Here is a 12,253-nt window from a genome sequence, read left to right as displayed (position 1 = left end):
CATCAAGACAGCATCAGATCGGCGAGAACAGGTCGACGACCTGCTGGCCAACCGGAGGCTGCTGAACCTCGGTCAGGCGACCGCGACCACCGTAAGAGATGCGTGCCTCGGCGATGCGCTCGTAGGAGATCATGTTATCGGCGTTGACGTCCTGCGGACGTACGATACCGGCGACGTTCAGAATGCGGATCTCGTGGTTGACGCGGACTTCCTGCGAACCGCTGATGATCAGGTTGCCGTTCTCCAGAATGCCGGTGACCACTGCTGCGACGAGCAGCGTCAGCTTTTCCGAGCGCTTGGTCTTGCCTTTGCTCTGCGTATCGGTGTCCGAGCCATAGTTGATGCTGGAGTCCGCCTGCGGGTTCCAACCCAGGACCTGTGCATTGGCTTTCCAGTTCAGGCCACTGGAGTTGGTGCGGTTGCGCTCCGTCTCGTTGTCGAAATCGGCCTTGTCGTTGATCTGGATGTTCACCGTCAGAATGTCGCCGATGTTGAGCGCGCGCAGATCCTTGAACAGCGCGCCCTGGGTATCGCTCCACAACGAGTAACCGCTTGCCATGTGTTTCGGCTGTTTCGGATACATGCCCATCTGCGGCGTCTGGCTGAACTGCAGACCGCTGCCGATCGGGCTCATCGAAGGCGCGTTGCCGATTTCCTTCAGGGTCTGGTTGTTCTGGCAGCCGGCAAGCAGCGCGAGCGGCAAAAGGAGGGCCGGAATACGAGAGGTCATGAAGGGTCCTTCGAGGTGTTCGGGTCGGTAGCTTGCGACATGATGCCGGCGACAAGGGCTGCCTTGGCAGCATCCATCTCGCTGAGGATCAGGCCCGACTGACGGGGTGGTAGCTGCATGATGATCGCGGCTGCAATTTCCTCATGCATTTTCTCAAGCTGAGGCGCTGCCGCATCGGCCTTCATCGTTTTGTAGACGTCGACCAGATTGGCTTTTGCCTGATTGAGGAAGTGATTGCGGCGTGCCAGCCAGTCCTCGTATTCCGCCTTGCGGTTTTCGAGAACGGTGATGCGCTCGTTGACATCAGCCTGCAGTTTCTCGAGTTCCTGTTTCTGCAGCAGATAACGCTGGTCGCGGGCCGCGTCGGCAATGTTGGTGCAGAAGCGCTGGATTTCATCCTGCGTGCTGAGTTCGGAGACGACGTTCTGCTGGCTTTCCGCCGTTGCGGCGGGAAGCAGGAACAGCAGAGACGCGACTGCGGCAAACCGGCAGAGGTTATCGGAAAGACTGCGGGTGCGTTGAACGTTCATCATTGCAGCACGAGCTCCGCTTGAAGGGCACCGGCAGATTTGATGCCTTGCAGGATGGCGATGATGCCGTCGGCCTTGAGACCGATGCTGTTGAGGCCGGCAACCAGTGTGCGAAGGTCCGGACCTTCCACAATGGCGACATTGCTGCCTTCCTGCATGGCCATGATGTCGGTCTGCGGCTGAACGGCTGTCTCGCCGCGTGAGAACGGTGCCGGCTGGATCACCTGCGGCGTTTCCGTAACCTGCACAGTCAAGGTGCCGTAGCTGACCGCTACGCGGGAAATACGGACATCCGCACCGATCACGATCGTTCCCGTGCGCTCATTGATGACAACCTTGGCCGGCGTGTCGGTCTCGACAGTCAGATTTTCGATTTCGGCCATCAGGCGTGTCAGATCGGCGGTACGCGGCTTCTGAACACCGATTTCCTGCGAATCGCGCGGTTCGGCAATCGCGTCGCCATATCGGGCGCGGGCGAATGCGTTGACGACATCGGCCACCCGGACGGCGGTCGAGAAATCGGGGTTTCTCAGTTGCAGGACGAGATTGACCGAATCCTTGAACTTCGAAGGCAGCTCACGCTCGATGATTGCGCCGTTCGGCACGCGGGCGGAGGTCGTGACACCCTGCGTCAGTGTCGCAGCATCACCCTGCGCGGAAAAACCGTTGACGATCAGGGCGCCCTGCGCAACGGCGTAGATCTGACCGTCCGCGCCCGAAAGCGACGTCATGATGAGGGTACCGCCGCGCAACGAAGAGGCGTCGCCGAGCGAACTGACGGTCACGTCAACGCGGCTGCCGGGGCTCGCAAAAGGCGGCAGGTTCGTCGTGACCATCACGGCCGCGATGTTCTTTGCGTTCGACTGGCCGCCCTGTGTTGTAATGCCGAGGTTCTGCAGCATGGCGCGCATCGACTGCTCGGTGAACGGCGATGAGCGCAGACTGTCGCCCGTGCCTTGCAGGCCGACGACGAGACCGTAACCGATGAGCTGGTTGTCGCGACCGGCCTGCAGCGAGGCAATGTCCTTGATCCGCGACGTATCGGCCTGAACCGGGAGCGCGGAGAGAAAGGGGAGGGCTGCGGCCAGAAACGCCGTGGCCAGAATACGCAAACTTCTCATTTCGCCATCACCTGGATAGTGCCGTCCTGCATCACGGTGCCATTCACAATGACGCCGGAATCGATATTGCGCACGCGCACCACATCGCCCATCGAGCCATCAGTCATTGGGGTGCCGGATGCCATGAGTGTCATATTGCCGATCGTGAAGACGAGCTTGACGTTGGTTCCTCGTGTCACCAGCGATGGAACACGCAGTGCCGCGATCGGGATGGTGCGCCCGGGAAGCAGGGTTTGTTTCGAAACCATGCCATCCACTTCGCTGACATGGCTGGCGTAACCCGACGAGAGATTGGGGTTGGTCACTTCCACCGGCTTGACCTGGTCGGGCGTAATGGTTTCGCCCGGATAGATCGTGCGCGTCGGAACCAGCGCCATCGGAGACTGCGCCGCAGCGGCGAAGGCCGTCAATGAAATGGCGGACGTCAGGAACAAACGGACGAGTGCCGTTCTGTAGCTGCTATTTCTCTGGCTAAACGTCATGTTCGCCCGCCTTTCCGTTGTTACTTCAGGTTCTTGCTGACAATCGATGCCATTTCGTCAGCCGTGGTAATGACCTTGGAGTTCATTTCGTACGCACGCTGCGCCGTGATGAGATCCGTGATTTCCTTGACGGCATCGACGTTGGAGCCTTCGAGATAGGATTGCTTGATGTATCCGTAGCTCGGATCATCCGGCACGCCGATCACGGCATCGCCCGACGCCGGTGTCTGTGCGAAGAGGTTATCGCCGAGCGGCTTCAGGCCAGCCTCGTTGGCAAAGTTCGCAATCGTCAACTGACCGAGTTCGGTGAACTCCGTTGCGTTACCAATACGTGCCGTCACCTGCCCGGTGCGGGTGATGGTGATGTCGGTGGCGTCAGTCGGAATGTTGACGTTCGGGATGACGTTATAGCCATCAATCGTCACCAGATCGCCGTCGGCATTCTTGTTGAATGCGCCGGCACGGCTGTAAAGCGTCGAGCCGTCGGCGGCTTCGATCTGGAACCAGCCCTGGCCGATGATTGCAACGTCGAGATTGTTGCCGGTCTCGATCAGGTTGCCCTGGGTGTGAATGTTGCGGACAGCGGATGTCTGCACACCAAGACCGATATTGGCGCCTTCCGGAACGATCGCCTGGTTGGCGCGGTTCGGCACGCCCTGCATACGCTCGGTCTGATAAAGAAGGTCGGTAAACTCCGCACGTGCGCGCTTATAGCCGGTGGTGTTGATGTTCGCGATGTTGTTGGCGATGACTTCCAGGTTGGTCTGCTGGGCGTCCATACCGGTCGCAGCGATGGCAAGAGCTCTCATGTCTTTACTTTCCTGCTGGTGCTAGATCTGCATCTTTGTGATGTCGAGGTAGGCCGTGACAATCTTGTCGCGGAGCGCGATTGCTGTCTGCAGCGACTGCTCGGCGGACAACATTGCGTCGACCACTTCGCGGGTGTTTGCTTTGCCCTGAATGCCTTCGAAAGACGCCACTTCCGCTTTTTTCAGATTGTTCATCGCGTCGACGGACATGTTGCCGAGAACGTTGGCGAAGCTCATGCCGGTCTGCTGGCCGGGTGTCGCCTGCTGGCTGCCGAGCACGTTTTCCGTCAGGGACGAAACGCTGTTTGCACCACGCGTCAGGGAGAGGGAGCTGAGCTGTTTGATACCGTCAATCATTGTGATGCTTTCAGAAGGTCGATGGTGGAGGCAACGAGGTCACGCGTCTGGCGGATGACCTGAAGATTGGCGTCATAGCTGCGGTTTGCTTCGCGCATGTCTGCCATTTCGATCAGGATGTTGACGTTCGGCATCTTCACCATGCCGTTGCCATCGGCTGCCGGGTTGCCGGGATCGTACTCGTGGGTGAAGTCGCCCTTGTCTTCGCCAAGCTTCTTGACCGTGACGCGTTCGACGCCGCTGGCGCGATCCAGCTCGGAACCGAAGGTTACGGTCTTGCGGCGATAGGGATCAGCGCCAGGTGTGTCGCCGGTCGACCGGGCGTTGGCGATGTTTTCCGAAACGATACGCAGACGCGTGGACTGCACTTCCAGTCCGCTGCCGGCGATCTTGCTTGCCGCGCTCAAGGGGTCCATCAGTTTACCTCTTTACCGTCATCAACATCATGCGATGGAAGGATTTGACGAGATTGGCGTTCAGGTCGTACTGACGCTTGATCTCACCGGTCTTGGTCATTTCAGATGCCAGAGCGACCGTGTTGCCGGATTCCTGAATGCCAATTTCGTTGTTGGCCTCCGTATCGCGGACCTCGACGTTTTCGCTGAGATTGCTGGCACCGAAATGGGCAGGATGAGTCTTTGCCATGCCAACCTGCTGATCGGTTGACTGCATGACAGCCTCAAACGGGCTGATATCCTTCGCGCGGAATTTGGGGGTGTTGGCGTTGGCAATGTTGGTCGCCACGACTTCCTGCCGCACGCTCAGCCATTCCGCTTGGCGGGATGCCAGTTCGAACAGTTGAATCGGTTGCATAGACTTCTCCATTTCGTATGGCCGGAACCTACGGGACCAATCTTGCGTCAGACTTACGGGAGAGGTCGAAGTTGGAAAAGACGCAGCTCTCTGCCGATTTGCGCGCTTGAGAAACAAAAAAAGCGCGCCGTTTCAGGGCGCGCTTTTGTTTTTAAAATGAAGGATTTAGCGTTCGGGGTAATATGTCTTGCCGGCCGATGTCTCGATCAACCATTCCCCGTCGCGCTGCTCGATCTTGGTCAACAACGCGTTGTCTGGAAGTGTTGAACCGATCCGCACCATGTAGAGGCCCGAACCATCCTCGATCAGTGCGCGACCGTTTGCAACATGCAGCAGCCGGAACGAGGTCTTGCCCGGGAACGGCTGATCAGCTCGTCCTGCGGCAAGATCGTTCTGTTTCTCCTTGCCGTCTTCACTGACGGTCGCGGTGGTCAGCATATCAGGCAGCTCTACCGGTGGCATATCTGCCTTGTTACGGTTGGTCATTGCCATCGGAGAAACGCTGAACACTTCACGTGGTCCCGTATGCGGCAGGTCTCGTGTGCGGTCACCACTTGCGACCTTCATGCCGAACTTGTCTTCATTGAAAAAGACGTACCAGGGAAAGAAGGCAGCCGCTGCTGCAAGCCCGATACCGGTCCAGGCGAGGATGCGATCGGGGGTGAAAAAGACCTTCTTTGGTAGGTCCGTGCCGTTTTCGGGAGTGTTTTTCTGTTGGCGTTTCACGGGTCAGACCCTTCTCTGGTTGGCTTGCGCCTGCATGCCGCCACGCAAGGCGGTTGCCAGATCGGCATAGGCGTCCTCGGCTGCCGGATCGCTCGGAAGCTGTTTCAGCGTTTCGTAGATAATGGGAACCTGTTTGACCGCCATATCGAGATCAGGATCGGTGCCCTGCCGGTAGCCGCCGATGAGGCGAAGATCGCGTGTCTCTTCGAAGCGATGCACCAGCGCCTTCAGGCGGGATACCAGCTTTTCCTGATCCGGTGTCCATGCCTTCTTGGCGAGACGCGAGATGGATGACAACGGGTTGATGGGCGGATAACGCCCTTCTTCGGCGAGGCTTCTATCCAGTACGATGTGGCCATCGAGAATACCGCGGGTGGAGTCGGCGATCGGGTCATTGTGATTATCGCCGTCGACCAGAATGGAGACGATTGCGGTGATGGTGCCGGTGCCTTCGGCGCCAGGACCTGCACGCTCCAGCAGGCGCGGCAACTCGGTAAAGACCGACGCCGGGTAACCACGTGCCACGGGCGGTTCACCAGAGGCAACTGCCACTTCACGGATCGCATGTGCAAAGCGCGTGACGCTGTCGATGATGAGAAGAACGTTCTCACCCTTATCGCGGAAATGCTCTGCGATGGTGACAGCGGACAACGGTGCCATCTTGCGCAACATCGGGCTCTCGTCACTCGTCGCGACGACGGCGATCGACTTCACCATATTGTCGCCCATCGTGTCTTCGATGAACTCGCGCACTTCACGTCCGCGCTCGCCGACAAGGGCAATCACTACCTTGTCGAAGGCATCGGCCTTGGCCAGCATCGAAAGCAGGGTCGATTTGCCGACGCCCGAACCGGCGAAGATGCCGAGGCGCTGACCCAGGCAAAGTGGCGAAAAGATATCGATTGCCCGAACACCTGTCTTGAATGGTGTTTCGACCCGCTTTCGCGTCATGGACGGAGGGGCATTGTTGGAAATCGAGCGTCGATCCGTGCCCGAGGACAGGGGGCCGCCGCCATCGATCGGTTCGCCAAGCGCATTGATCGTGCGTCCGCACCAGCTATCGTCGGGTGCAACGCGAAAAGCCCCCTTGCGGATCACCGTGTCGTGGATACCGATAGGCTCGCCCGGCTCGATAGGGCAGACATAGCAGATATCCGGTTCGACACGGACCACTTCGCCAAGATGGATTCCGGTCGCACTGCGATGCGCGACGAACTCGCCAAGCCTGACATGACGCGAAAGACCGGACACCGTGTAGTGTCCGGCTGCAATGGTCCTCACATGACCGCCCGGAGCAATCGAAAAATCCGGGTTGGCATAGTGTTCCGCCAGGCTGGCGAGCTGGGCGAGTTTGGGTGAAATCGCCTTGGCCGAAAGCAGGGAGTCCTGCGCTTTCATCCGTCAAATCCTCAGCGGGCGCCGCCCAGTGTCTTGATGCCTTCAGCGAAGGTGGATTCCGTGTCGCGCATCAACGAAGAGATGCTTTCGAACGCACGGTTGACCTGGATGAGCTGCGTCATCTGCGAAATGCCGTTGACGTTGGACTCTTCGACATAGCCCTGAACGACACCGATCTCGTGATTGTTGGCAACGGGAACGGGCTGTGCGACAGGCTTTACGCCGCTGTTTGGATGGCGCAGGAAACCTTGCGAAAGATCTGCCTGAAAGATGCCGAGCGTTGCGGCGATATTGTCATTCTGGCGGATTGCGCCATCGAGACCGACAGTGATCGGGCCGCCATTCGGGTTCAACTGGATGGGGCCACCGCCCGCGTCGAGAACCGGATACCCGTTTGAGGAAATCAGCGCGCCATCCGGACGCATGCTGAAGCGGCCGTCACGGGTCAGCACCTGGCCATCCGGCGTCTCCAGCGAAAACCATGCGTCGCCCTTGATGGCGAAATCGAAAGAGTTGCCGGTCTGCTCGAAAGCGCCCTGTTGCGTGGAAAGATAGTCGTTACCCTGCGAAACGAACGCGATCTTCGCGTTCATGTCATTGCGGGTCTTGGCAATCATCTCGTCGAATTTTACCTCGGAGCCGCGAAAGCCGACCGTGTTCACGTTCGCCATGTTGTCGGAGATGGTGGTGAGACGACGCTCAAGCGCGATCTGCGAGGAAAGGGCGACGTAAAGTCCGGATTGCATATCATTTGCCTCCGAGTTTCAGGGAATTGATGGAAAGCAGCAGGTCCGGCGAGATGCCGTAGCCGCTGGAAGAGCCGAAAACGGCGAGCGGGTCGTATGTTGTCGAAGGATTTTCCATTTCCCACATGATGGTGAAGCGCTCGAGGAGCTTTCCCACCTTCTCGGGTTCTTGCAGATCCTTGATATTGATCGTTTTTTCGATGAGTGCCGCCTGTTTGTCGACATCGGTCGCGGCGAACTCGTCGGGCAGGTTGAAAGCCGTGCGGAAGACCTGCGCCAGCGCGTCATCCGCCAGAAAATCCATGCCGGAGGTGATCGTCGGCGCCATCCGCTCGAAATAAAGCGCGAGCCGCACGCCGGTGTTGTCGTCGCCGGCTGATTGCTCCAGCGTCGTGCGGTTATATTTGCTGATGACGCCGGATTTCGCCGCGTCCGTGGAGGTTGCCGCTGCACCGTCGGCGGCAAAATTCAGGGATTTCGCCAGGTCGGCGTAACGGCTGTCTGACAGCTTGTTGGCAAAGGCGTCCTTGTTGTCCACGCCCTCCGTCAGAACCTTGCGGATGAAGGCCTTGGCATATGCCATGTCTTCCAGGCCGTGTGCCTTGAGAGCGTAATTATAAAGCCGCGTGTCGGCCATGAAATCGTCGATGGATTTCACGTCCGATATCTTTGACAAATAGTATTCGGTTTCCCGTGCCACATCCGGTTGCTTGGACACGCGGTCGAGCGATTTGCCGATGTCTTGGCTGATCAACTGGTAGCTGGTGTAGGTCGACGTCACGGGGAATACCGTTCTCTTGTTGATGACAAGGCACAAATCTGCCTTTGCACCCATTGTGACGCCGGTTGCTTGCGCGAAACTGTTTGCCGGAACGGTGATGAACGCGGGCCGCGGACAGGTTCACGCAAGCCACATTTTCTAGAGATGGCCGTATGGAACACTGTTCGGGCGTGGGCGATCAATGAATATTGTAATTGGACTTGTAATCACCTTCGGCTGCATCATCGGCGGCTACATGGCGATGGGCGGTCATCTGGACGTCCTCGTTCAGCCGTTTGAATTGGTGATCATCGGAGGCGCAGGCCTCGGCGGCTTCATCATGGCAAACCCGATGAAGGTCGTGAAAGATTCGGGTAAGGCGCTGGGAGAGGCTTTCAAGCACTCGGTTCCCAAGGAGCGCAACTATCTCGACGTTCTCGGCGTGCTCTATTCGCTGATGCGCGATCTGCGCACGAAGTCGCGAAACGAGATCGAAGCGCATATCGACAACCCGGACGAATCCTCGATCTTCCAGGCGGCACCCTCGGTTCTGAAGAACAAGGAACTGACCTCTTTCATCTGTGACTATGTGCGCCTGATCATCATCGGCAACGCGCGCAGCCACGAGATCGAGGCGCTGATGGACGAGGAAATCGAAACCATCCTGCACGACAAGCTGAAGCCCTACCATGCGATTACGACCATGGGCGATTCCTTCCCGGCCATCGGTATCGTCGCGGCGGTTCTGGGTGTTATCAAGGCCATGGGCAAGATCAACGAATCGCCGGAAGTGCTTGGCGGCCTGATCGGCGCGGCGCTTGTCGGCACCATGCTCGGCATCATTTTGTCCTACTCGATCTGCAACCCGCTCGCATCGCAGGTCAAGATCGTCCGCACCAAACAGCACCGTCTCTACATCATCGTCAAGCAGACGCTGATTGCCTACATGAACGGCTCCGTGCCGCAGGTGGCGCTGGAATACGGCCGCAAGACGATCTCCAACTACGAGCGTCCTTCGATCGATGCCGTTGAGCAGGAAATGATGAATCCTGGCGGCGAAAACAAGGCGGCATGACGATGGCACAAGCGGCACAGCAACACGCACCGACAATCGATTCCGCACTGCTGGCGAAACTCACGGGCGGTCTCTCCGACCGCAAGACGGTCGCCAAGATCGGCACGGACATCGGCCGCCTCTACAGCGAATTCCTTCCGGATATCTTCCATAGCGAAACCGGAATCGCCATCGAGGTCGAATATGTCGGCTCCGAATCGGGACTGATGACCGATCTGATCGCAAATGTCGGCGAGAATTTCTCGGTTGCCGATTGCTCGCTGCGCAACTGGTGCCCCAACTTCATGATGGCGCTCGGCAATGGTTTTGTCATTGCCTTGATGGAACGCATGCTCGGTGCCGCTCCCGACACCATCGGCGAGCCTGATGAGCGCAGCCTGTCGCACATCGAAATTGATCTTGCTGCAATGGTCATGGGTCGCATCGCAGGCGTTCTGCGTTCCGGCGTGAACGCACCTGGTGGTTTTGAGGCGACGATCGATCCGCCTTTCAATTCCAACGGCAAAAGTGCCTTCGATGAGCAGCTCGCCGGCCTTTATGGCATGACGATCCGCATGAAGATCGTCATCGGCAAGGTCGCCTCCGAATTCGTTCTTATCGTTCCGCAGCGTCCGTTGCTCAAGACGTCCATTGTGGCTCCCAAGCCTTCCGCCCAGGCGTTGAAGAAGCAGGAAGAGTGGATGGACATGATCTCGGAGCAGGTAAAGCGATCGCAGGTCACGCTCGAAGCGCGAATCACGCTCGAGACGCTCACGCTGAAGACGATCTCGAGACTGATGGTGGGCGACGTCATTCCATTCCAGGCCGCAAAACAGGACGATATCGGTGTTGAGGTGAGCGCCAATGGCTCGAAGCTCTACAATTGCGAGTTCGGCAAGTCCGGTGAGCGCTACATGGTTCGTGTCAAAAACAATGTCAGTACGGATGACGAGATCCTACGACATTTGATGAGTTAAAACTTGGCCTACCCTTCGCGGGTTTTGGGCAGGCTGACGCAAGTTTCAAAGGGAATAATCAGCGCATGGCTACGAAGAAAACACCTGTGACCGACGATACGACGCTGCCGTCACTTGATGACGGCAACGATATCGATCAGGCTATCGGCGATCTGCGCGGCGTTCTGAAAACGGACGCGGAAGGCTCTCTTTCCGGTTTTGGCGACTTCGGTGATTTCGGAGACGCGGGCGATGCAGCGCAGGATACAGATCTTTCAGCTTTCGGCGGTGGCGCCGGGAGCTTTGCAAGCGACAGCTTCGCAATGGACGACTTTTCGGCAACGTCCGATGTTGCTGGCGTCAAGGCGCCACTCGGCAGCGGTCTGTCGGACAATCTCGATCTCATCATGGACATTCCGATTGATGTCCAGATTGTTCTCGGCACAAGCCGCATGCTGGTGTCGGGTCTGATGAGCCTCGAGGAAGGCGCAACCATCGCGCTCGACCGTAAGATCGGCGAACCCGTCGAGATCATGGTCAATGGTCGCCGCATTGCGCGCGGCGAGATTACTGTTCTTGAAGATGACGATACGCGCTTCGGCGTAAAATTGATTGAAGTACTGAGTACGAGAAAAGCCTGATCCCTGTGGGGACGGAGAGGAAAGACCATGATGGACTTTGAGGATTTCGGTAACCCTGTGGCGGGGAAGCCGTTGTCTCAGGCCGACAAGGCGGCCGCTGTGCTTCTGGCCATGGGAAAAGGCGTCGCAGGCAAGCTGCTGAAATTTTTCACGCAGCATGAACTGCAGATGATCATTTCCTCGGCCCAGACGCTGCGCGTCATTCCTCCCGACGAGCTGGCTCAGATCGTTGCCGAGTTCGAGGACCTGTTCACGGAAGGAACAGGTCTCATGGACAACGCCAAAGCCATCGAAAGCATCCTCGAAGAAGGGCTTACGCCGGAAGAGGTGGACAGCCTTCTGGGCCGTCGCACGGCCTTCCAGGCTTACGAAGCGTCGATCTGGGATCGGCTTCAGGATGCAGAGCCTGGTTTTGTCGGAAAGTTCCTGTTGCGCGAACATCCGCAGACCATCGCTTATATCCTCTCCATGCTGCCATCTTCCTTCGCGGCGAAGGTTCTTCTGACCATTCCCGAAGAACAGCGTGCCGACATCATGAACCGAACCGTCAACATGAAGGAAGTCAGCCCGACGGCCGCTCAGATCATCGAAAAGCGTGTGGTGAACCTCATCAACGAAATCGAGGCAGAGCGGAATGCGGGTGGCTCCACGAAGGTCGCAGACCTAATGAACGAACTCGACAAGCCGCAGGTCGATACCCTGCTCAGCTCTCTCGAAACGCTCAGCAAGGAAGCCGCCAACAAGGTCAAGCCGAAGATCTTCCTCTTCGACGACCTCATGTTCATGCCGCAGCGCAGCCGTGTCATGCTTCTCAACGACGTTTCCGGCGATGTACTCACCATGGCGCTGCGTGGCGCCACGGCCGAGATCAAGGAATGTGTCCTGTCCAGCATCAGCCCGCGTCAGCGCCGCATGATCGAATCGGACCTCGCCGTTCCGCAGGCATCGATCAACACCCGCGAAGTGGCCATCGCCCGCCGCGCCGTCGCACAGGAAGCCATCCGTCTGGCAAATTCCGGACAGATCCAGCTCAAGGACGTTGCCGAAGCCACCCAATCGGCAGCCGCCTGAGCGGAAGCCGGTTGATAACCCGGCCGCGTACCGGGAAGGGCGTTGCGATCCGCAACCCT

At 58.2% G+C, this 12,253-nt stretch carries 16 protein-coding genes; 4 read left to right on the top strand and 12 right to left on the bottom strand.

Annotated features, from left to right (window positions below):
- Positions 1–13: 13 nt before the first annotated feature.
- The 12 genes from flgH to ACIQT8_RS13990 form a co-directional block, all read right to left on the bottom strand.
- Positions 14–730 carry a flagellar basal body L-ring protein FlgH gene (gene flgH / locus ACIQT8_RS14045; protein WP_138794559.1) on the bottom strand — a complete coding sequence of 239 codons (717 nt, stop codon included), beginning with the start codon at positions 728–730 and terminating at the stop codon, positions 14–16.
- Entirely contained in the window at positions 727–1,263 is a 537-nt protein-coding gene (locus ACIQT8_RS14040) for a MotE family protein (RefSeq protein WP_138794560.1), read from the bottom strand. Before ACIQT8_RS14040 ends, flgH begins: the two co-directional genes overlap by 4 nt.
- Entirely contained in the window at positions 1,260–2,381 is a 1,122-nt protein-coding gene (locus tag ACIQT8_RS14035) for a flagellar basal body P-ring protein FlgI (RefSeq protein ID WP_138794561.1), read from the bottom strand. The genes ACIQT8_RS14040 and ACIQT8_RS14035 overlap by 4 nt, the downstream gene beginning before the upstream one ends.
- The gene (gene flgA / locus ACIQT8_RS14030; RefSeq protein WP_138794562.1) at positions 2,378–2,863 is read right to left on the bottom strand and encodes a flagellar basal body P-ring formation chaperone FlgA; all 486 of its coding nucleotides are present in this window, start codon (positions 2,861–2,863) and stop codon (positions 2,378–2,380) included. Before flgA ends, ACIQT8_RS14035 begins: the two co-directional genes overlap by 4 nt.
- A gap of 20 nt (positions 2,864–2,883) precedes the next feature.
- Positions 2,884–3,672, bottom strand: a complete 789-nt coding sequence (gene flgG / locus ACIQT8_RS14025; RefSeq protein ID WP_138794563.1) for a flagellar basal-body rod protein FlgG — start codon at positions 3,670–3,672, stop codon at positions 2,884–2,886.
- A 21-nt stretch (positions 3,673–3,693) separates the two neighbouring features.
- Positions 3,694–4,029 carry a flagellar hook-basal body complex protein FliE gene (locus tag ACIQT8_RS14020; RefSeq protein ID WP_400966163.1) on the bottom strand — a complete coding sequence of 112 codons (336 nt, stop codon included), beginning with the start codon at positions 4,027–4,029 and terminating at the stop codon, positions 3,694–3,696.
- The gene (gene flgC, locus ACIQT8_RS14015; RefSeq protein ID WP_138794565.1) at positions 4,026–4,445 is read right to left on the bottom strand and encodes a flagellar basal body rod protein FlgC; all 420 of its coding nucleotides are present in this window, start codon (positions 4,443–4,445) and stop codon (positions 4,026–4,028) included. Before flgC ends, ACIQT8_RS14020 begins: the two co-directional genes overlap by 4 nt.
- Positions 4,446–4,449: 4 nt before the next feature.
- Positions 4,450–4,842 (bottom strand): flagellar basal body rod protein FlgB, encoded by a 393-nt coding sequence (gene flgB / locus ACIQT8_RS14010; RefSeq protein ID WP_138794566.1) that lies wholly within the window; start codon positions 4,840–4,842, stop codon positions 4,450–4,452.
- 165 nt (positions 4,843–5,007) lie between these two features.
- The gene (locus ACIQT8_RS14005; RefSeq protein WP_400966160.1) at positions 5,008–5,568 is read right to left on the bottom strand and encodes a hypothetical protein; all 561 of its coding nucleotides are present in this window, start codon (positions 5,566–5,568) and stop codon (positions 5,008–5,010) included.
- Positions 5,569–5,571: 3 nt separating this feature from the next.
- Positions 5,572–6,966 (bottom strand): flagellar protein export ATPase FliI, encoded by a 1,395-nt coding sequence (gene fliI / locus ACIQT8_RS14000; protein ID WP_400966157.1) that lies wholly within the window; start codon positions 6,964–6,966, stop codon positions 5,572–5,574.
- 11 nt (positions 6,967–6,977) lie between these two features.
- Positions 6,978–7,712: a flagellar basal-body rod protein FlgF gene (gene flgF, locus ACIQT8_RS13995; protein ID WP_400966154.1), complete on the bottom strand. Its 735-nt coding sequence runs from the start codon at positions 7,710–7,712 to the stop codon at positions 6,978–6,980.
- Position 7,713: 1 nt separating this feature from the next.
- Positions 7,714–8,493 carry a DUF1217 domain-containing protein gene (locus ACIQT8_RS13990; protein WP_400966383.1) on the bottom strand — a complete coding sequence of 260 codons (780 nt, stop codon included), beginning with the start codon at positions 8,491–8,493 and terminating at the stop codon, positions 7,714–7,716.
- A 181-nt stretch (positions 8,494–8,674) separates the two neighbouring features.
- On the opposite strand from ACIQT8_RS13990, the gene motA reads away from it, so the two are divergent.
- From motA to fliG, 4 genes are all read left to right on the top strand, one after another.
- Entirely contained in the window at positions 8,675–9,547 is an 873-nt protein-coding gene (gene motA / locus ACIQT8_RS13985) for a flagellar motor stator protein MotA (RefSeq protein WP_138794570.1), read from the top strand.
- Positions 9,544–10,503 carry a FliM/FliN family flagellar motor switch protein gene (locus ACIQT8_RS13980; RefSeq protein WP_138794571.1) on the top strand — a complete coding sequence of 320 codons (960 nt, stop codon included), beginning with the start codon at positions 9,544–9,546 and terminating at the stop codon, positions 10,501–10,503. Before motA ends, ACIQT8_RS13980 begins: the two co-directional genes overlap by 4 nt.
- Before the next feature lie 65 nt (positions 10,504–10,568).
- Complete coding sequence (fliN, locus tag ACIQT8_RS13975) at positions 10,569–11,123, top strand: flagellar motor switch protein FliN (protein WP_262524447.1); 555 nt, start codon at positions 10,569–10,571, stop codon at positions 11,121–11,123.
- 27 nt (positions 11,124–11,150) lie between these two features.
- Positions 11,151–12,194 carry a flagellar motor switch protein FliG gene (gene fliG, locus ACIQT8_RS13970; protein WP_178340709.1) on the top strand — a complete coding sequence of 348 codons (1,044 nt, stop codon included), beginning with the start codon at positions 11,151–11,153 and terminating at the stop codon, positions 12,192–12,194.
- The last annotated feature ends 59 nt before the right edge of the window (positions 12,195–12,253 follow it).

Source organism: Agrobacterium sp. NPDC090273, assembly GCF_044772305.1.
Taxonomy (GTDB): Bacteria; Pseudomonadota; Alphaproteobacteria; order Rhizobiales; family Rhizobiaceae; genus Agrobacterium.
This window is presented reverse-complemented; position numbering and strand designations above follow the sequence as displayed.

Bases quoted from the DNA above. Each gene is read 5' to 3' on its own strand.
- flgH (WP_138794559.1), bottom strand. From the start codon at position 730: ATGACCTCTCGTATTCCGGCCCTCCTTTTGCCGCTCGCGCTGCTTGCC.
- ACIQT8_RS14040 (WP_138794560.1), bottom strand. From the start codon at position 1,263: ATGATGAACGTTCAACGCACCCGCAGTCTTTCCGATAACCTCTGCCGG.
- ACIQT8_RS14035 (WP_138794561.1), bottom strand. From the start codon at position 2,381: ATGAGAAGTTTGCGTATTCTGGCCACGGCGTTTCTGGCCGCAGCCCTC.
- flgA (WP_138794562.1), bottom strand. From the start codon at position 2,863: ATGACGTTTAGCCAGAGAAATAGCAGCTACAGAACGGCACTCGTCCGT.
- flgG (WP_138794563.1), bottom strand. From the start codon at position 3,672: ATGAGAGCTCTTGCCATCGCTGCGACCGGTATGGACGCCCAGCAGACC.
- ACIQT8_RS14020 (WP_400966163.1), bottom strand. From the start codon at position 4,029: ATGATTGACGGTATCAAACAGCTCAGCTCCCTCTCCCTGACGCGTGGT.
- flgC (WP_138794565.1), bottom strand. From the start codon at position 4,445: ATGGACCCCTTGAGCGCGGCAAGCAAGATCGCCGGCAGCGGACTGGAA.
- flgB (WP_138794566.1), bottom strand. From the start codon at position 4,842: ATGCAACCGATTCAACTGTTCGAACTGGCATCCCGCCAAGCGGAATGG.
- fliI (WP_400966157.1), bottom strand. From the start codon at position 6,966: ATGAAAGCGCAGGACTCCCTGCTTTCGGCCAAGGCGATTTCACCCAAA.
- flgF (WP_400966154.1), bottom strand. From the start codon at position 7,712: ATGCAATCCGGACTTTACGTCGCCCTTTCCTCGCAGATCGCGCTTGAG.
- motA (WP_138794570.1), top strand. From the start codon at position 8,675: ATGAATATTGTAATTGGACTTGTAATCACCTTCGGCTGCATCATCGGC.
- ACIQT8_RS13980 (WP_138794571.1), top strand. From the start codon at position 9,544: ATGACGATGGCACAAGCGGCACAGCAACACGCACCGACAATCGATTCC.
- fliN (WP_262524447.1), top strand. From the start codon at position 10,569: ATGGCTACGAAGAAAACACCTGTGACCGACGATACGACGCTGCCGTCA.
- fliG (WP_178340709.1), top strand. From the start codon at position 11,151: ATGATGGACTTTGAGGATTTCGGTAACCCTGTGGCGGGGAAGCCGTTG.